This window comes from Nannocystis bainbridge, from assembly GCF_028368995.1.
In the GTDB taxonomy this organism is placed as follows: domain Bacteria; phylum Myxococcota_A; class Polyangia; order Nannocystales; family Nannocystaceae; genus Nannocystis; species Nannocystis bainbridge.
The window spans coordinates 896,952-914,855 of the sequence record NZ_JAQNDL010000003.1; the positions used below are offsets into that span (position 1 = coordinate 896,952).

The 17,904-nt window shown below is 72.0% G+C and carries 14 protein-coding genes; 6 read left to right on the forward strand and 8 right to left on the reverse strand.

Features of this window, described 5'->3' with window-relative positions; all coding sequences use genetic code 11:
• Positions 1–78: 78 nt before the first annotated feature.
• Together POL25_RS28890 and POL25_RS28895 are read left to right on the forward strand one after the other, a co-directional pair.
• A complete protein-coding gene (locus POL25_RS28890) occupies positions 79–486 on the forward strand; it encodes a hypothetical protein (RefSeq protein WP_272089460.1) in 408 nt (135 codons plus the stop codon).
• A 3-nt stretch (positions 487–489) separates the two neighbouring features.
• On the forward strand, positions 490–1,713 hold the full coding sequence (locus tag POL25_RS28895; protein WP_272089461.1) for a phospholipase effector Tle1 domain-containing protein: 1,224 nt from the start codon (positions 490–492) through the stop codon (positions 1,711–1,713).
• Here the strand turns inward: POL25_RS28895 and POL25_RS28900 are convergent.
• Positions 1,700–2,734 carry a Rieske 2Fe-2S domain-containing protein gene (locus POL25_RS28900; RefSeq protein WP_272089462.1) on the reverse strand — a complete coding sequence of 345 codons (1,035 nt, stop codon included), beginning with the start codon at positions 2,732–2,734 and terminating at the stop codon, positions 1,700–1,702. The two genes, POL25_RS28895 and POL25_RS28900, sit on opposite strands and share 14 nt — an antisense overlap.
• A gap of 130 nt (positions 2,735–2,864) precedes the next feature.
• On the opposite strand from POL25_RS28900, the gene POL25_RS28905 reads away from it, so the two are divergent.
• Positions 2,865–3,857 (forward strand): AraC family transcriptional regulator, encoded by a 993-nt coding sequence (locus POL25_RS28905; RefSeq protein ID WP_272089463.1) that lies wholly within the window; start codon positions 2,865–2,867, stop codon positions 3,855–3,857.
• A gap of 125 nt (positions 3,858–3,982) precedes the next feature.
• Here POL25_RS28905 and POL25_RS28910 read toward each other — a convergent pair whose 3' ends face one another.
• The 6 genes from POL25_RS28910 to POL25_RS28935 all read right to left on the reverse strand — a co-directional run bounded on the left by POL25_RS28910 (position 3,983) and on the right by POL25_RS28935 (position 11,216).
• On the reverse strand, positions 3,983–4,273 hold the full coding sequence (locus POL25_RS28910; RefSeq protein WP_272089464.1) for a hypothetical protein: 291 nt from the start codon (positions 4,271–4,273) through the stop codon (positions 3,983–3,985).
• Positions 4,274–4,294: 21 nt separating this feature from the next.
• Positions 4,295–6,343: an MYXO-CTERM sorting domain-containing protein gene (locus POL25_RS28915; protein ID WP_272089465.1), complete on the reverse strand. Its 2,049-nt coding sequence runs from the start codon at positions 6,341–6,343 to the stop codon at positions 4,295–4,297.
• Between the two features lie 86 nt (positions 6,344–6,429).
• Entirely contained in the window at positions 6,430–8,112 is a 1,683-nt protein-coding gene (locus POL25_RS28920) for a metallophosphoesterase (RefSeq protein WP_272089466.1), read from the reverse strand.
• Positions 8,113–8,227: 115 nt separating this feature from the next.
• The gene (locus POL25_RS28925; protein WP_272089467.1) at positions 8,228–8,785 is read right to left on the reverse strand and encodes a superoxide dismutase family protein; all 558 of its coding nucleotides are present in this window, start codon (positions 8,783–8,785) and stop codon (positions 8,228–8,230) included.
• A gap of 441 nt (positions 8,786–9,226) precedes the next feature.
• Positions 9,227–9,952, reverse strand: coding sequence for a hypothetical protein (locus POL25_RS28930; RefSeq protein ID WP_272089468.1), 726 nt, complete (start codon positions 9,950–9,952; stop codon positions 9,227–9,229).
• Between the two features lie 259 nt (positions 9,953–10,211).
• A complete protein-coding gene (locus POL25_RS28935) occupies positions 10,212–11,216 on the reverse strand; it encodes an ABC transporter substrate-binding protein (protein ID WP_272089469.1) in 1,005 nt (334 codons plus the stop codon).
• A 103-nt stretch (positions 11,217–11,319) separates the two neighbouring features.
• Between POL25_RS28935 and POL25_RS28940 the strand changes: the two genes are divergently transcribed.
• The 3 genes from POL25_RS28940 (at position 11,320) to POL25_RS28950 (ending at position 17,177) form a co-directional block, all read left to right on the forward strand.
• On the forward strand, positions 11,320–12,555 hold the full coding sequence (locus POL25_RS28940) for a putative porin (RefSeq protein WP_272089470.1): 1,236 nt from the start codon (positions 11,320–11,322) through the stop codon (positions 12,553–12,555).
• 103 nt (positions 12,556–12,658) lie between these two features.
• Entirely contained in the window at positions 12,659–15,568 is a 2,910-nt protein-coding gene (locus POL25_RS28945; RefSeq protein WP_272089471.1) for a serine/threonine-protein kinase, read from the forward strand.
• A 1,045-nt stretch (positions 15,569–16,613) separates the two neighbouring features.
• Positions 16,614–17,177: a hypothetical protein gene (locus POL25_RS28950; protein WP_272089472.1), complete on the forward strand. Its 564-nt coding sequence runs from the start codon at positions 16,614–16,616 to the stop codon at positions 17,175–17,177.
• Between the two features lie 141 nt (positions 17,178–17,318).
• Here POL25_RS28950 and POL25_RS28955 read toward each other — a convergent pair whose 3' ends face one another.
• A complete protein-coding gene (locus tag POL25_RS28955; protein ID WP_272089473.1) occupies positions 17,319–17,795 on the reverse strand; it encodes a nuclear transport factor 2 family protein in 477 nt (158 codons plus the stop codon).
• Positions 17,796–17,904 lie beyond the last annotated feature (109 nt).

Below are 17,904 nucleotides of genomic sequence, written 5' to 3' on the forward strand. Positions count from 1 at the left end.
CTCGGGCCAGGCCCCGATCCTCCCTGCATCGCACTTCTGTTACGGTGTCGCGGGGCTCGTCCGGCGAGCGTGCCAGCGATGTTCAAGATCCGCGCGGAACAGGCCGATACGCTCGCTGACGACGACCTCGTCCGCCGCATCATCGCCTACTTGCAGGTCCGCATGCCGGAGCAGATCGCCAAGCACGACCCGTTCGACCTGCGGGCGGCGGTGCTCCACTGCTTCGAGGTCGCCCGCTCCTACGCCGTGACCAGCGAGCGCGGGCTCTTCACCTTCGTCATGGACATGCTGGCCGTCGGCCCGTGCTTCCATTTGCAGCCGAAGATCCAGGCGATCCTCGACCAGCGCGAGCTCGACGAGCAGGTCCGGCTCGACCGGATCGTCGACGACGTCGACGACGTCGCGTGGGAGGAGGCCGCCGTGGTCACCGATCCGGCGGTCTACTGGGACGACGTGCTCAACGAGGCCGACAAAAAGAGGGAGTAGGCGATGGCGGCGGCACGGGCTACGGCGAGAGGGGTCCAGGGCGAGGCGCAGTCGTTCCCGGCGACGCGGCCGGGCGCGACCCGCCCGTGCGATGCCACGGGCCGCAAGCTGCGGGCGGGCGTCTTCTTCGACGGCACCGACAACAACAAGGCCCGCGACGAGCCGCGCCAGGGCCACACCAACGTGGTCCGGCTCTACAACGTCTACAAGGACACCGCCACTCCGCAGGAGAAGTGGGTCAAGCAGTACATCGTCGGCCTCGGCTCGATGGACACCGACGCGCGTCAGCGCCAGGCCGAGCGCGAGCGGGCCGAAGTGAAGGACAAGTGGTTCGGCGCCCGCTGGGGCCGGGAGGTGACCAGTCGTGGCCGGCACCTGGCCGACACCGGGGCCAACGTCGCCGGCCTCGCCGGCGGCCTCGGCGGCCAGGAGCGGCTCAACCGCGCCTACTTCTGGCTGCGCGACCGCTGCGGCGAGCTGCCGCTGCAGGCGTGCAAGACCGTCGACGTGTTCGGCTTCTCGCGCGGGGCAGCGCTCGCGCGCACCTTCATCAACCTCGTCAACATGGCGCTGCGCCGCAGCCAGCCGCACGTCACGGTCCGCTTCGTCGGCATCTACGACTCCGTCGGCTCGTTCGGCAAGGCCGGCGACGACTCGAACCCCGGCCAGAACATGTACGTCGACGCCACGGACATGATGGACCTGCGCCACTTCGTCGCCCGCCACGAGTACCGCGAGAACTTCCCGCTGTCGTACATCACCGGCGTGGACCGCGAGTACCCCGGGGCCCACTCCGACGTCGGCGGCAGCTACCCCCCGCTCGAGAACGGCAAGGTCAACCACCTCGCGTTCATCCCGTTCCGCGACATGTACCAGGCCGGCATTCGCTGGACCCTGTGGAAGCTGGCCTGGACGACCCAGCTGCACGGCCTGGCCGTCAACGCGGTCCAGCCGCTGAAGGTCCGCTCGGACCAACTCGCCGGCCCCGCGACCAAGCCGATGACCTCGCACCAGCGCCTCACCGAGCCGCAGCGCGAGTTCTTCAACCGCTACATCCACGAGTCGGGCGTCCGCCCGCGCGGCCTCGTCGCCGGCGTGTGGAACGACGGCGTCGCCGGTCACGTCACCAACGTCGGCAACCAGATCGATCCCGCCGGCAGGCGGCGGCGGATCCCCCATCGCCGCCTGCGCCTCACCGCCATGCCCCCGTCGTTCAAGTGGAAGTGACGGGCGCATCGACGGCCTCCGCTCGCGCCGCGCGCTGGGCCGCCAGCCGGCGACGATAAAGGCTGTACCACAGCACGATCGCCCGGTCCGACGGCACGAACCGGCACGCGTGCAGCGGCAGGCCCGAGCGCACCACGGCCCGCTGCTGCGCCAGGTCGTCGGGCTGGACGAAGCGCTGCTCGCTCCACACCGCCAGGCGCGCCAGCAGGCCGCCGATCACCGGGGTCGAGAGCGCGTAGCGGAACACCAGCGCCGTGCGGTTCGCGTCGATCGGCGTCATCGCCACGATGAGTCGCCCGCCGCGGAACTCGCCGAACACCAGCGCCGGGAAATTGCAGTTCAGCGTGATCGCTAGGCCGCCGCGGCCGTCCCACGCGTGCCCGTCGTCGCGCCGCAGCGTCCCGCTGCTGTACACGAAATCGCCGTCGAGGCGGGCCTCGTACGGATCGAGCCGATGACCGAGCCCCGGCGTGACGCGGCGGTGGGCGAATGGGGTGTGATGAATGTCGAGGTTGCTCTCGATCGCCAATTGCAGCGGCACGTCCCATTCGAGCGCGCCGGTGGCGGTGCCGCGGCCCTCGCCCTCGGGCATGCCGGCGGGCCAGAACGGCTCCGGGTAGCGCTCGCGCGGCGCGCCCCACCACAGCCACACCAGGCCGTGGGCTTCGCGGACCGGATAGGTGCGCACCGCAAGCTCGGCGCCGATCCGGAACTCGCGGCCCTCGCACGGCGCCGCCACGCAGCGGCCGTCGGCGGCGAAGCGAAAGCCGTGGTACGGGCACTGCAGCGCCCCGTCGACGACGCGACCTTCGCCGAGGTCGGCGCCGCGGTGCGGGCAGGCCGCGTCGACCGCGGCGATCCTGCCATCGTCGCCGCGGAACAGCGCCAGCGCGCGGCCGAAGCGGCGCAGCGCCAGCGGCCGTCGCCGCGGCAGCGAGCGCGCGCGTGCGACCGCGTACCACGCGTCCTCGATGAATTCGGCGGCGTCGCGGCGGATGGAGATCAGGGGTTCGTGTCGCATCGTCGGCTCCTCGCGGCCGGGTTATGCTCGGCCCGTCCGCGCCTCAGCGTGGCGCGGCGGGCCCGAGGCCGCACGCATGCACCGCGCCAGATCGACTGACCGAGCGCGCCACCCGGCGAGCGATGCGACCATGGGCTCGCACCTGCCCGCGCGCCTGTTCGCGTTCGCCGTCGGCCTCGGCCTCGAAGAGACAGGGCTGCGCGCGCGCACCGGCCTCGGCGCCGCCGCGCTCGCCGATCCCGACGCGCGCGTGCCCCTGTCCGGCGTCTACGAACTGATCGAGGCCGTGTGCGAGCGCCTCGGCGACGTCGCCAGCCTGCGCTTCATCGCCGGCATCGAGGCCGGCGACCTCGACGCGCTCGGCTTCCTCCTCAACACCTGCCCCGACCTCGGCGTCGCGCTCGCCCGCTTCGTCGCCTTTCAGGCCCTCTACAACGACGGCGAGCGGTTCGAGGCGATCGACGTCGGCGACGACGCCGTGGCCCTGCGCTACACCCCGTTCGGCCCGCCCCGGCGCGCGCACGCGTGGATGGCCGAGGTCACCTTCCTCGATTTCCTCGTCAACGGCCCGCGCTGGCTCGGCCGCGATCTCGAGGTGCGCGCAGTCAGGTTGCGGCGCGTGCCGACCGAGGATCTCGAGCTGCGGCGCGCGCTCGGCCCGGTCGAGTTCGGGGCGCTTTGCGACGAGCTGGTGCTGCCGCGCGCGGCATTGCAGGTGCGCATGCCGGGCGCAGACCCGGCGATGCAGGCGTTCTTCGAGCGATTCGCCCGCGACCAGCTCGCGCGTCTGCCGAAGGATGGCAGCCTGCGGGCGCGCGTGCGGGCGCAGGTGGCCGCGCGGCTGCACCAGGGCGCGCCGACCCTGCTCGAGCTCGCGGAAGCCCTCGGGCTGGCCCCGCGGACCCTCCAGCGCAAGCTGCAGGCCGAGGGCGAGACGCTCGCGGCCCTGGTCGACGCCGTTCGCCGCGAGCGGGCCGCCGCGCTGCTCGCCGGCCCGCAGCCGCTCTCGGAGGTCTCGTACCGGCTCGGCTTCTCGGCCCCGAGCGCCTTCTTCCGCGCGTTCCGCCGCTGGACCGGCGAGACCCCCGAGGCCTACCGCGTCCGGGTCCGCACAGGTCCCTGAGGACATGTCCCTCGGGACCTATCATCATAGTCTCCGAGCGACCAAAAAACGATGACGCGGGCCGGGGTCCGGCGCCCGCGTCATCGTCGATTCTTCAGTGAATCAGCGCCCTGGTCCCGTGGGGATCAGGCCCGGGCGGCGAAGCGGCGGATCTCCTCGCGGAACCACGAGTCGGCCTCGTCGGTGAACTTGTAGTTCTCGCGGATGTACGCCATCGTGTCCTTCTCGACATCGGTGTACTTGCCGCCGTCGGTGACGGCGCCGATCAGCTCCTTGGCGTCGGTGAGGGAGATGCGACCGTCGCCCTTGCCGGCGGTGGTCCGCTCGGCGATCTCGAGCATCTGCTTGTCGAACTTCTTGCCTTCGATGATCTTGTAGTACGTCTCGGACATGGTGCCGGGGACGATACCGAACATGGCGGGCTCATGCATGACCGCTCATCGCCGGCGTCGACGGGCGAATGCGAGCAGCACCAGCAGCAGGGCCGCCGGCGGGCGCGTTGTCGCGCGGCAGCCACAACCCTCGCCTGACCCCTCCGAACCGGCGGTCGCGCCCGAATCGCTCGCACCGCCGGTTTCGCTCGCATCGCCGCCCGTGAGGCCGCCGGCGGTCGGGTCGTCTCCGGTATTCGCCGTCGTGGTCGGGGCCGAGTCGCCGCCCGAGGGCTCGGGCCCGTCGGTGGGATCGCTACCGGTGGTCGGCCCGTCGCTCGTCGACCCGTCGCTGGTGCCCGGGCCGTCCGAGGTCTCGCCGTCGCTGGTCTCGCCGCCCGGGTCACCGCATTGCGGCGGCGGGGTGGTCTCGTCGACGCCCTCCGCCCGCGGGCCGTAATTCGGCGCGTCGCAGCCGGCCTCGAGCGCGCCGAGGTCGGGCGCCGCGCCGAGGAACCCGCCGTATCCGTGGAGCAGAGCGCCGGCGTCGACCGCGAGCGAGCTCGGGGACAGGCTCACGTCGACCGCCTCGACGACCGGCATGTAGCTGGTGGGCGCGACGTAGCCGCTGGCGAAGATGTCGGCGGTGAGCAGGGTGCCGTGGGCCTCGAACACCCCGGCGGCCTGCATCGCCGCGAAGTCGGGGTAATCGCCGACGCCCTCGAACTCGAACGCGCCGTCGGGCCAGTAGCCGTTGTAGTCGATCACCGCGTTGTCGATCGGCGCGCTCAGCAGCACCGTCTGCCCGCCCTCCGGCTCGGCGCGGGTGACGTAGAGGTTGTTGACGAGGTGGAAATCGTGGGCGGTGTCGGTGGTCTGGACCTGATTGGCGCGGCTGGGGCTGACGAAGGTGTTGTGAAGGATCACCGCGCCGACGGTCTCGCCGGTGTCGCTGTTGGCGTGCAGCTTGGTCTGCTCGTCCTTGACGTTGACGACCACGTTGCGCAGCGCGTAGGCCGGGCCGCCGAAGATCGGCTGGAAGCTGAGCGGCGAATAGGAGTTGAGCAGCAGGTTGCGCATCGCCCGGGTGTTGCCGGCCGAGGCGTCGAGCTCGATCGCGTTGTCGTAGGCCGAGCGCGAGACGTTGCCGTAGATGTCGATCGCCCGCGCGCCGTCCTGCTCGGTCTTGATCGCGTCGCCCCAGCCGACCAGCTCGTTGTGACAGACGACGTGGCCGAAGCCCTGGATGACGATGCCGTCGACGTTGGCGTTGACGCCGCCGTCGTCGGAGTAGACGTTCGGCCACGCCAGCGGGCCGGTGAGGGTGTTGTCGCAGAGGTAAAAATCGAGCTGGTCCTGACGCGCGCCGATGCCGAGGTTCACGTCCTCGATATGGAGGCGGCGGACGACGTTGCCCTCGGCGCCGGCGGTCTGGAAGCGAATGGCGCGGTTGGCGTTGCGGATCGTCAGGCGCTCGATGTGCACGTGACTGCCGTAGACCTCGAGCACGTTGCCGCCCGCGCCCTCGCCGTCGAGGATCGTGCCGGCCGTGCTGGCGCCGCGAACGACGATCGGGTCGTCGGCGGTGCCGCTGGCCTCGATCGACCAGGTGCCGCCATAGGTCCCCGCGGCCAGCTCGATGACGTCGCCCGGCTGGGCCGCGCCGAGGGCGTCACCGAGGCCGCCGGCGTCGCTGACCTGGATCACCTTGGGCGCGGCCGGATCGCCCGGCACCGGCCGGGTGCTGGCGGTCACCGTCCACGTCTCGTCGAGGCCGTCAGGGTCGCGGGCGTGCAGCTCGAGCTCGTAGGTGGTGTCGGGCCGCAGGTCGAACACGCTGCCGGCGAACTGCTGCGGCACCTGCAGGTTCACGACCTCGGGCCGCACGCGGAACAGCGGCGCGCCGACCTGCCACGCGGCCTCGCCCATGACGCGGTAGCGCAGCTCGATCGCGGCGTCACGATCGTCGTCGCCGGCGATCAGCACCTGCACGCCGAGAGTGACCACCGTGGGCCGGTCGAGCACGGTCTCGAGGATCTGCAGGTCGTCGGCGGCGCGCGCAGGCGCGGCAGTCGTGACGATGGCAGCAGCAGCGAGGAGCGGGATCGTACGCATGCGCCAGGCAGCGTAGACAAAAACCGCGGGCGGTTGCGCCCGGGGCCGGGCCGGCGGACGTGGGCCAGGCCGGGGCCGCGGGCACACTATTCGACGTCGAGCTCGATGGTGTACTGCTGGTCGGCTCCGAGCAGGTAGCGATCGAACAGGGGCGAATAGCTCCGCACGTGCATGGTCTTGCCGTCGGGGAGGAGCTCGAGGAGGCGCAGGTAGCCCTCGCCGCCGAGCTCGCGCATCTGGTAGTTGGCGAGCATCTGGTGGACCACGTTGCCGCGGTCGTTGATGCTCTCGAGGTGACCGGTGCCGTCGCCGAGCACGTGGCCGTTGAGGGTCAGCACGAAGCGGTGGCGACGGACGAGCTTCTGCCACAGCTCCTCGCCGTCGTTGACCCCGCCGGGCGTGTTGTACTCGTGCGGGTTGAAGTCCTGCGGCGACGTGCTGTCCTTGTGGTCGTAGCGGCGGTCGTTGTTGTTGAGATAGGCGTGGGTGACGAAGATGCCGAGGCGTTCGGGGTGCTGCTCCATCACCGTGTTGGCCCAGTCGACCACCTCGTCGCGCGGGCCCCACTCGAGCATCATGGCGATCCACTCGTGCCCGCCGGCGGTGAACAAATGATAGGTGTTGTCGAGCTTGCCCTTCTCGAACGCGCCGCCGAAATTGGGGCTCATCGCGGCGTCGTCGAAATCGAACCATTCGTTCATCTTGGTGCCGCGCGTCGAAGCGTCGCCCGACGGGCCATAGTCGTGGTTCCCGGGCACGATCCCGTACGGCACGACCCCGTCGAGCAGGCTCATCGAGCCGCTGGCACGCTCCCACTCGAGCTCGGTGTTGTTGTTGACGATGTCGCCGAGGTGGAACGCGTAGGCGATGCCGAGCGCCTCGGCGTTGCGGGCGATCCACGCCGTCTGGGCGTCGAACACCCCGGGGTAGCGCAGCGAATAGACCTGGGTGTCGGGCAGCACCGCGAACACCGTCGAGCCTTCGGTGAACGGCAGCGACTGCGGCGGCGGCGTCGGCCGGATCGGCAGCGTCTCGCGCACGCACACGCCCTCGACGTGGGCGGCGAGGTTGGCGAAGAAGTTGGTGATGAACGCCTCCTGCTGCAGGTCCGAGCCCATCGGCGCGTCGAGCGGCAGCGTCGACAGCAAGATCCGCCCCTGGCCGTACGCGCCCTCGAGCAGCGCCCCGTTCGAGCCGTCGCCCGCGCCCGCTAGCACGATCTCGAAGCCGCCCTGCTCGACGAACGCCTCGCGCCCGAGCTCGCCGCGCCAGGCCAGCCGCCCGCCGTCGATCTCGACCCCCGCGAGCAGCGGATGGTCGGGCTCCAGCACCTCGAGCTCGACCAGCTTGGCGCGCGCCCGCCGGGCCGTGTGCGTGGTCGGCAAGAACGGCGGCTCGGCCTCGGCCTCGGCCGACTGCGCCAGCTCGAGCAGGACGTTGGCCTCGTCGACGAAGAAATACAGGTCGTCGGCGTAGCTCTGCATGTACCCGGGGTACTCGGGCAGCTCGGTGGCGCCCGAGCCGAACACGATCAGCCCGTCGAGGCCCCACGGCGAGCGGTCGAGCGGCAGCGGCTCGACGATGAAGCCGGCGAACTCGAGGCGCTCGCGCACGCCGTCGTAGTCGGGGGCCATCACCCACGCGCGCGGCTCCCCGTTGCCGCAAGGCAACACCTCGACGACTTCGGGCGGGGGCGCCACCTGGCAAGCCGCCGACGACACGTATCCACCGAGGAAGAGGCCCGCGCGCACGCTCCGACGAAACGCCATGGACCGAGCCTATCAACGTCGTGCATCGGCACGGCGGAGGCTCTGCAATTTTTCGCCCGCGATTGTCACGACCACGTGCCGGCGGTGCACGCCGGCTCGCGGGTCGACCTTGCGCTTATGGAAGGATCGGCTGGGTCGTGCCCGACGGCGCGCGAATGACCCCACATGCCAGCCGCGCGCCCGAGTTGCCGGCCGGATCGGTGATCAGGTCGTCCGCATCGGCGTGCACCACCATCGATCGTCCGAGCACCCCGCGCGGCCCGGCGTCGAGCGTGATGATGTCGGTGGTCATGGCGATCGCGGCCCGCCCGGCGCCGTCGGCCTCGATGTTGCCGAGGTCGCCGAGGTGGTGATCGGGGCCCTCTGGCCCGCCGTGGTGCTTGTGCTCGGGGTTGAAGTGCGGCCCGGCGCTGCTGCCGTCGGCGGCCGAGCAGTCGCCGAACTCATGGATGTGAAATCCGTGGGGCCCGGGCGTGAGGCCCTGGATCTGCGCGCGCACCCGCAGGCGATTGGCGGTGACGCGGGTGAACTGGACGGTCCCGCGCACGCCGCTGCCAGCCAGCGGCTCCAGCGTGGCGATGGCCGCTCCCTCCTCGCCGCTGGTCCAGCAGGCGAGCGACCCCAACAGCGATAGCAGCGACGAAGCGACGATGAGCGAGGCGAATGGGCGCATGGTGAAATCCTCGATCCGCAAGCGTGGGCCGACCTCCGACACCGGCAACCACGCGCCCCAGCCGACCCCCGCGTATCCCCGGTCGTCCGCTCGCCCCACTCCATCGATTCCTGTAGAGACCGTCACGTCCCGCCGGCGGCGGCTCCGCGAGTCCGACGCCGGAGGGAGGATCTCCGCGAGCCTGCTCGGGCGCAGGCGCGGCCCCCGACACCGCCAAGGCCGCCCGGCCGGCCGCGGAATCTGGCCCTTACCGCGGCGAGCGCCGCGCCGCGGCATGGCCGCAGGTTTGGGTACAAAAGGACATGCTCGTTTGGACATGTCCTCGTGTACATGTTCCTTCAAACATGCCCGATCGGGCATATCTCCGGCATGGCGCCTCGCGGACGGCGCTCCTGGCGAAGCGGCCCCGGTTCGTCGTCGAGGCGCGGCCGCCTCCGCAGGTCAGCCGATGAGTTCGCCCCAGAACGGGATCGCGGCGACGGCGTCGAAGTCGGTGGCGGACCGCTCGTATTCGACCCCGACGAAGCCATGCAGCTCGGCGAGCAGATAGTCGCGGAGGTCGTGGCCGTAGACGATGATGTCGCTCTGCCACACCGACAGCACCAGCGTCGGCCCCTCGGCGAGCACGTGGCGGTGACCGTAGATCGGCAGCAGCCGCGGTGCACCGGCCACCAGCGCCGCCACGCGGGCGCGCCGCTGGTCCGCTTCGCCGGGCCGCGGGCCCCAGCTGTCGCGCCACAGCGCATTCGCCTCGACGTCGAATACCAGCCCGTCGAGCACCTCGGCGAGCGCTGCCTGAATCGCCGCCTCGTCGCGCTGCCAGTGGTAGAAGCCGGGCTCTTCGCGCGGCACCAGGCGATCGTCGGCGGCGAACCCCGCGCCTCCCATCCACGGCTCGGTCGCGTGCAGCAGCTGCAAGAACGGGCGATGATCGGCCGGGAAGCGGACCGCGAATCGTCGCTCGATCTGCGCCAGCTCGGCGTCGGACAGCCCGCCCGTCCACCGGGTCCCGCGGCGCCAGTGCGAGCCGCCCACGCCCCACGCCTCGTAGTCCGCGAGCGTCGGCTCCTCTTCCCGGCTCCACGCCTCCTCGGTCGCGGCGCCCAGCCACCGCAGGAACGGCTCGCCGAACTCGCCCGGGACCTCACTGCTGCGACGCTTCGCCATCGATCGCTCGGGGGCAGCGTATCACACGGTCATCCGGCCATGATCTGCGGTGCCCCTGCGGGCAGCCGCGCGAGCATCCGCCGCGATGGCGGCGCCGTCTTTTTTCCAGAAGAGAGTCGATCCGCGGCTGCTCGCGCGGCCGCGCCGGGCACTTCGAGGCCGGCGGCCGCGAGCCACGACACGAGCACGAGGGAGCTGGCGCGCCTGATGAGCGACGTCTCGCGCCGGCGCGCGGCCCGTCGCAATCGGCCGATCCCGCTCAGGCTTTCTCGGCCGCGGCGACCAGCTCGGGCGCGAACAGCTGCTGCAGGTCGGAGCCCTCGAGCTTGACGAAGCCGAGCTTCTGCGCGTCCTCGGCGCTGCGCACCAGGGCCTCCGGCACCGGGTCCGACGTGAACTCGAGGTTCTGCCACGCGCGGTCGATCGTCGCCGGCGCCAGGGCCTTGCCCGTGACCTTCTTGATCGCCGCGTTGGCGACCTCCCGGGCCTCGCCGGCGTTCGCCGCGATCCACTTGTTGGCGGCCACGTGGCCGCGCACCAGCGCCTGCAGGGTGGCCCGGCGGGCCTCGATCTGGCCCTTGCGCGCCAGCAGCACCGTGGTCGTGTAGCGGCGCTCGGGCCACAGGTCGCGCTCGTCGATCAGCACCTTGCCGCCGCCCTCGAGGATCAGGCGGGTCGCCCACGGCTCGGGCACCCACGCGCCGGCGATCTCGCCCGACTGGAAGCTCTCGAGCGTCTGTGCGTTCTCCTGCGGGGTGACGCTGACATCGCCGCCGCCGAACTCGTCGACCTTGAAGCCCTGGCCGATGAGCCATGTCCGGAGGGCCACGTCCTGGGTCCCGCCGAGCTGCGGGGTGCTGACCTTCTTGCCGCGCAGGTCGGCCGCGCCGGCGATCTCGGGGCGGACGACGAAGAACGCCCCGCCGGTGGCCGCGCCGGCGATCACCTTGACCTCGCCCTTCGACTTGACGAACGCGTTGACGGCCGGGTTGGGGCCGACGTACGTGGCATCGAGCGCCCCCGACAGCAGCGCCTCGATCGCCGCCGGGCCGGCGTTGAACGTGAACGTCTCCAGCGCCGTGCCCTCGGCCTGCAGCGCCTCGCGGAACAGCCCGCGCTCGACCCCGACCAGCGCGGTCGCGTGGGTGATGTTGGGGAAGTAGCCGAGCCGCAGCGCCCCGGTGTTCTCGCTCGACGGGCGACACGCGCCGGCGAGGGCGAGGGCGGGCAGGCTGGCGACGAAGCTGCGGCGGGTCAGGGGCATGGCGGAAGGAGGTTTACCATAATGGATATTCTCCAGCATACTGAACAACGTCGCCCTGGCCTTGCGACGCCCTCCTGCGCTACCTCTCGGCCCCCCGCGCGTCATGCTCCAATTGCTCCTGCTCGCCGCGCTCGCCCCGCCGCCGCCCGCGCCTGCCCCCGATCCGGACCGCTTCTATCCGCCGGCGCGCGAGCACCTGCTGCTCGCCCCGGGCACCGTCGGCGACGGCCCGCTCAAGTTCACCGCGGGCAAGGGCCTCGAGGTCAAGAGCAAGGACGGCCGCTACGCCCTGTCGCTGAGCCTGCGCACCGGCTTCATGTACAGCGGGCGGCGCCAGGGCGGGGCGGCCTACGAGCACGCGTTCGAGATCCGGCGCCTGCGCCTGGTCTTCTCCGGCAACGTGTTCAGCAAGAGCATCAAGTACTTCGTGCAGCTGGCCGTGGCCCCGCGCGAGCTCAACTTCGTCGACGGGGTCGCGCGCGCCGGCCCGCTGCTCGACAACTACGTGGTGTTCGACCGCCTGCGCGACGCCAACCTGCGGATCGGCATCTACCGGGTCATGTACACCCGCGAGCGCAACATCGCCGACATCAACCCGCTGCTGGTCGACCGCTCGCTGGCCAACGGCGAGTTCAACGTCGACCGCGACATCGGCCTCGACGTGCGCTCGGAGGACCTCGGCGGCCTCGGCAAATTGCGCTACTACGCCGGCGTCTTCATGGGCGACGGGCGCGATCAGAACCGGTTCAGCGACCCGGGCCTGATGTACACCGCGCGCCTCGATTTCCTGCCGTTCGGACTGTTCGACGACTACGAGGCCAGCGACCAGACCCGCCTGCGAAGGCCGAGGCTCAGCCTCGGGTTCGCCTACGCCTTCAACGACCGCGCCCGCAACAACCGCGGGGTGCTCGGCAGCCCGCCGGCCGACGGCGGTAGCACCAACTATCACAACCTCACCACCGACATGATGTTCAAGTGGGCCGGCTTCAGCCTCGAGGCCGCGTTCCTGTGGCGCGACGGCCGGCGCAACCCCGGCGGGGCGGTCGACGACATGGGCGCTCCGCTGCCCGTCGAGGCCGCGCGCAACGGTCGCGGCTGGATGATGCAGGCGGCCTTCCTCATCCCGCGGACCGGCCTCGAGCCCGCCATCCGCACCAGCGGGATCCGCGGACTCGGCGTGACCTCGATGCCCGACCGCAACGAGCTCGGCGGCGGCCTCAATTATTACTTCGCGGGTCACAACCTGAAGCTCCAGCTCGACTGGTTCCGCACCTGGGACCGCGGCGCCGCCGATCTGGCCGCCGACCTGGTCCGCCTGCAGCTTCAGGTCGCGCTGTGACCGGCGGCCCATCATCGTTTCGCGGTTCGAGAACGCCGTCAGCCTCGCCGCCCGGGCGCTGACGCGCCTTGACCCGCGCGCAGGTCCTGCCCATACGGCTGACGTGCAGGTGGTGCCGGTGGAGCTGGGCGACCGGTCATTCGCAGGACATGTCCCCGAGGACATGTCACGAATGGCGGTCGGCGACTTCCGGGCCGGGCTCGAGGTCGTCGGCGTGCGCGACCCGACCCTCGTCGCCACCCTCGACAACTGCCCCGAGGGCCGCTCGACCTGGCCGCCGCGCGACCTCCCCCCGCGCGGCGAGGCCCGCTACGAGTTCGGCGAGGTGTTCGCGTCCGGCGGCCTCGGCGTGGTCCGGCGCGCCGAGGATCGCCGCCTCGGCCGCGTCGTCGCCATCAAGGAGCTGCTGCGCGACAGCCCCGACGCCCAGCGTCGGTTCGCCCGCGAGGCCGCGATCACGGCCCGCCTGCAGCACCCGAGCATCGTCCCGCTGTACGACCTCGGCCACCGCGCCACCGGCGAGCCGTTCTACTGCATGAAGCTCGTCGACGGCGCCAGCCTCGACGCCAAGATCCAGGAGACCCGCGATCTCGGCGAGCGCCTGCGTCTGGTCGAGCACGTGATCGCCGTCGCCGACGCGATCGCCTACGCCCACGACCAGCAGGTCCTGCACCGCGACCTCAAGCCGGCCAACGTGCTGATCGGTCGGTTCGGCGAGACGGTGGTGATCGACTGGGGCCTGGCCAAGGACCTGGCCGGTCGCAGCGACAGCGAGGCCGAGCAGACCACGCGCTCGGGCCAGCGCAGCCGCACCGGCGAGGACCTCACCGAGGTCGGGACGATCGTCGGCACGCTGCGCTACATGCCGCCCGAGCAGGCCCGCGGCGAGCCGGTCGACGCCCGCAGCGACATCTACGCCCTCGGCGCCCTGCTCTACCACGTGCTGTCCGGGCGCCCGCCGTTCGCCGAAGTCACCGGCGACGCCCTCGTCGCGCGGGTGAAGGCCGCCGATCTCGAGGACCTGCGCGAGCGGGTGCCCGGGGTCCCGCGCGAGCTGGCGGCGATCGCCCACCGGGCCACCGCGGCCCGCCCCGAGCAGCGCTACCCGACCGCCGCCGGGTTCGCCGAGGACCTGCGGCGGTTCCAGGCCGGGCGCGTGGTCTCGGCCCACAGCTACACCGTCGCCGAGCGGCTGCAGCGGTGGATGAAGCGCCAGCGGATCTTGCTGGCCTTCGCCGGCCTCGGCGTGGCCGCCAGCTTCTTCGCCTTCAAGGCCCACGAGGCCAGCCTCGACCTTTGCAGCGGCGGGGCCGCGGAGATCGCCGCCGCCTGGGACGGGCCGCAGCGGCGGGTCGCGGCCGGCAACTTCGTCGCCGCCGGGGCAGCCTTCGCCACCGAGGTGTGGCCACGCGTGGCCAGCTCGCTCGACGCCTACGCCGCCGCCTGGACCGCCCAGCACCACGAGGCGTGCGTCACCCATCGCCGCGGCGAACAGTCGGATCCGCTGTTCGATCGCCGCATGGCCTGCCTGGGCGAGCGCAAGGCCGCCCTCGCCGAGGCCACGGCCCTGCTCGGCGAGCGCGACCCCGCCGTCCCGCTGCACGCGCTCGAGCTGGTCGGCGGTCTGCCGGCGCTGAGCCGCTGCAGCGACGTCGCCGCCCTCGACGCCGCCGTCGCCCCGCCCGCCGACCCCGAGGCCGCGGCTCGCGTCGCCGCCGTGCGTGACGGCCTGGTCAAGCTCGCCGCCATGGGCCGCGTCGCCCGCACCCCGGCCGCGCTCGCGCTGGCCGACCGGCTCGTGCGCGCCGCCGAGGCCACCGGCCACGCGCCGACCCTCGCCGAGGTCCTGCTGCGCCGCGGCGAGCTGCGCCTCCACGACGACGCCGACGACGCCGCCGCGCGCCTGCAGCAGGCCCTGCTCACCGCCGTGCGCGCCGGCGCCGACGAGATCGCCGCCGAGGCCGCCGCCCTGCTGGTGTTCGTGCGCGGGCGCCAGGCCGACGGCACCGCCCGCGGCCTGGCCGAGCTGCCGATGGCCGAGGCCCTGGTCGCTCGCCTGCCGCCCCACGATCGCCTGCGCGGCCTCCTCCTCAACAACGCCGCCGTGCTGGCCCGCTCGACCGGCGAGTTCACGAGAGCCCGCGGGTTGCTCGACGAGGCCCTCAAGGTCCAGCGCGCCGCGCCTGGCCCCGCGCGGGTCGAGGCCGCGTACACGCTGACCAACCTCGCCCTGGCGACCGACGACGCCGCGCCCCGCGAGGCCGCGCTGCGCGAGGCGCTGGCGATCCTCGAGCGCGAGCTCGGCCCGGCCCACGCGCGGACCATCGAGCTGCGCGTGCTCGCCAGCCTCCACACCCGCGATCCCCGGGTCGCGCACGCCCTGCTGCGCCCTGGCTGCGACGCCCTGGCCCGCTTCGCCCCCGGCGCCTCGCCGGACCGCGCCCGCTGCCTGGCCCACCTGGCCCACCACGCCGACGAAGCCGGCGACGACGACGCCGCCACCGCCCTGCGCAGCGAAGCGCTCGGCCTCGTCGACCCGCATTCCACTCTGGTCGAGGACATCGTCCTGCGCGCCCACCTCGACCTCGCCGGCCTCGCCCGCAGCGGCCACGGCGACGCCGTCGAGCGCCTGCGCGGCGTGCTCGTCACCGACCTCGCCGGCGACGCCTGGTGGGTGCGCGAGCGCCGGGCCGAAGTGCTGCTGCTGCTCGGCCTCCACCTGCGCGCCAGCGGCGATCTGGCCGCCGCCCGCACCGCCCTGCAGGGCGCGATCGACGATTTCGTGGCGGTCGCCGCGATCGCCAGCAGCGTCGTCGCCGATCAACAGCTCGCGCGCGCCCGGGTGGCCCACGCAGAGCTCGCCGCCGCCGCCCCGACCGACCCTGCGTGGCGCGCCCTGGCCCTGCTCGACCTCGACGCGGCCGACCATTGGTACGCGGGCGCCGGCGAGGCCTACGCGTGGCGCAGGCACCCGCTGCGGGCCCTCCGGCGGCAATTGACCGAGCCCGGCTGACCGGCCCGATCGTCCGCCGCTCCCGCCTGCCGTTGCCAACTTGCGACTCGGTCCGCGGCCTGGACCGACGGGCCGCATGGGACTCGAGCGTGCGCGCGACCATGGGTGGCGCGATCTCCTGGGGCCCGCATGCGCTCCGTACCGCGCGGCTCGTCCTCCGACTCGCAATCGCGCCGGATTCGTCGACTCGCATTCGTCGCGCATCCACCCACGCCCTCGACTCGCATCGGCGCGTGCATCCTCGGGACTCGCACCCGGCTCGCGTCTGCGAACCCCTGACGCGACTGTGACCCGCACGCCCCGCGTTCTCCTCGACTCGCATTCGCCCCGCGCCTACGAGCGCGTCCCCGACTCGCTCGCGGCTCGCACGCCCGCGCGCTCTCGACTCGCATTCGCCATGCATCGGCGTGCGTGTCCTCGGGACTCGCATGCGACCCACAGCCACGACTCGTCCCCTCGACACGGCCACGCCTCGGACGGCGCGGCTATGCCGCCACGGACTCGCATTCGACTCGCATCCACGACGCGGCCCGCCTCGGACGTCTCGGCTACGTGGCCGCGGACTCGCATCCGACCCGCATCGACGACCTCGCCCGCGGACTTCCATTCGACCCGCATCGACGACCTCGCCCGCGGACTCGCGTCCGACCCGCCTCGACGACCTCGCCCGCGGACTCGCATTCGCTACGCACCCACGACCTCGCCCACGAACTCGCATCCGCTCCGCATCCAGAACGCAACATCGGACGCGCATCGGACCCGAGCGCCGCCGGGCCCGCCGCGGCCGCACGCGTCGCCGACTCGCATATCGCCGCTCCGCCCTCCTCGATCCTCCAGGCTCGTCCGCCGACCCGCGCGCTGCGGGCTCACCGCGACCTGACCTTCCGGCCGACGACGCGGGCCCATTCGCCTGAGACCGCTCTGCGCGAACGGGGCCCGCAGACCGCAAATTCCGGGCTTCTGCCGCACAGATCCGCGCTCGCCGCCGATCTCGGCCACAGGGCCGCCGCCCGGAATAATGATTCGGCGCTATAGTTTGGGCTCGATGACCGCCGCTCGCGTGACGTCCTTCTCCGCCGGTAGCACTCGCTGGGCGCTGTCCGCCGTCGCCGCGGCCGCGCTCGTGGCCGCGACCTCCGCCGACGCCGCCGCCGACGCGCCGAAAATCTCCACCAAGATCACCGCCAAGGGCGAAGTGGTCGCCAGCGTGACCCTCGCCGTCGCGCCGACCGCCGTGCGCGAGGTCCTCGGCAAGGCCGAGCGCTCGCACGGTCTGTCGCCCTTCACGGTGTCGGCCAAGGCCACCCCGGACGGCAACTGCGAGCGCGTCAAGCTCAAGACCCGCGGGCTGCTGTCCCCCTTCGAGCTCGAGACGCGCCGCTGCCCGACCGCCCACGGCTGGAAAGAGACGCTGATCGCCTCGGAGCACTTCGTCGAGTACTGGAACGAATGGGTGGTCGAGGACGCCAGCACCGGCGGCACGACGGTCACCTTCCGGACCCGCACCATGCCCAACGTGGCGGTCCCCGAGGCGATCATCCAGTCGGAGACCAGGCGCGTGCTGGCCAAGCTGATGCACAACCTCTCGGCCGCCGTCGGCGGCGGCTGAGCACCGGGGCGGCCGCGCCGCGGTCGCCCGATGACTGTTGGGACATGCCCTCCTGGGCATGTCCCAATCATCATGTCCCTATCGACATGTCCTTTTGACCATGTCACATGGGGCATCTTCTGGCACCCCATCGACGCCGGCTCAGGTCGGCGGCACGAAGAAGCTGCTGAGCGACTCGCGGATCTTCCACCCGCCCGGCGTCTTCACGTACTTGTCGGCGTAGCCGCCGCAGGTCTCGCTCACCCCGGCCCCGGGCGGGCTCTGCGGCACCGACTTGATGAGGAAGTACCACGACCCGGTCGCCGCATGATCGCCGACCTCGAGGATCGGGCTGACGATATAATGGGTGGTCCACCGGGTCGCCTGCGGCAGAATGTTCTCGCAGGCATTTAATAATTGGGCCCGCCCCTCGTAGCGCCCGAACGGCCCGAGGTCGAGGATCCCGTCGACCGTAAAAAGGTCGGCGAGCGCCGCGGCGCTGGCCGCCCCCGGATGATTGAACACGGCGTCGGCCTTGCGGGCGTACTCCGCCTTCAACGCCTCGATCTCCGTCCGGCTCACCAGTCGCTTCAGCCGCTTCTTCTGCTCGTCATCCGCAAGATCCGTCAATTTGTTCACACTCCTTCGCCACGGTATCACGGGCCCACCGACCGGATCGCCGCACTCGTAAACAGCCGTGAGCGCCCGCGTCCGTGGATCGGCGGCTCGCCGGCAGGTACGCTGCGAG

Coding starts and splice junctions, on each gene's coding strand:
- POL25_RS28940 (WP_272089470.1), top strand. CDS start 11,320: ATGCTCCAATTGCTCCTGCTCGCCGCGCTCGCCCCGCCGCCGCCCGCG.
- POL25_RS28920 (WP_272089466.1), bottom strand. CDS start 8,112: ATGGCGTTTCGTCGGAGCGTGCGCGCGGGCCTCTTCCTCGGTGGATAC.
- POL25_RS28925 (WP_272089467.1), bottom strand. CDS start 8,785: ATGCGCCCATTCGCCTCGCTCATCGTCGCTTCGTCGCTGCTATCGCTG.
- POL25_RS28905 (WP_272089463.1), top strand. CDS start 2,865: ATGGGCTCGCACCTGCCCGCGCGCCTGTTCGCGTTCGCCGTCGGCCTC.
- POL25_RS28890 (WP_272089460.1), top strand. CDS start 79: ATGTTCAAGATCCGCGCGGAACAGGCCGATACGCTCGCTGACGACGAC.
- POL25_RS28910 (WP_272089464.1), bottom strand. CDS start 4,273: ATGTTCGGTATCGTCCCCGGCACCATGTCCGAGACGTACTACAAGATC.
- POL25_RS28915 (WP_272089465.1), bottom strand. CDS start 6,343: ATGCGTACGATCCCGCTCCTCGCTGCTGCTGCCATCGTCACGACTGCC.
- POL25_RS28895 (WP_272089461.1), top strand. CDS start 490: ATGGCGGCGGCACGGGCTACGGCGAGAGGGGTCCAGGGCGAGGCGCAG.
- POL25_RS28930 (WP_272089468.1), bottom strand. CDS start 9,952: ATGGCGAAGCGTCGCAGCAGTGAGGTCCCGGGCGAGTTCGGCGAGCCG.
- POL25_RS28950 (WP_272089472.1), top strand. CDS start 16,614: ATGACCGCCGCTCGCGTGACGTCCTTCTCCGCCGGTAGCACTCGCTGG.
- POL25_RS28935 (WP_272089469.1), bottom strand. CDS start 11,216: ATGCCCCTGACCCGCCGCAGCTTCGTCGCCAGCCTGCCCGCCCTCGCC.
- POL25_RS28900 (WP_272089462.1), bottom strand. CDS start 2,734: ATGCGACACGAACCCCTGATCTCCATCCGCCGCGACGCCGCCGAATTC.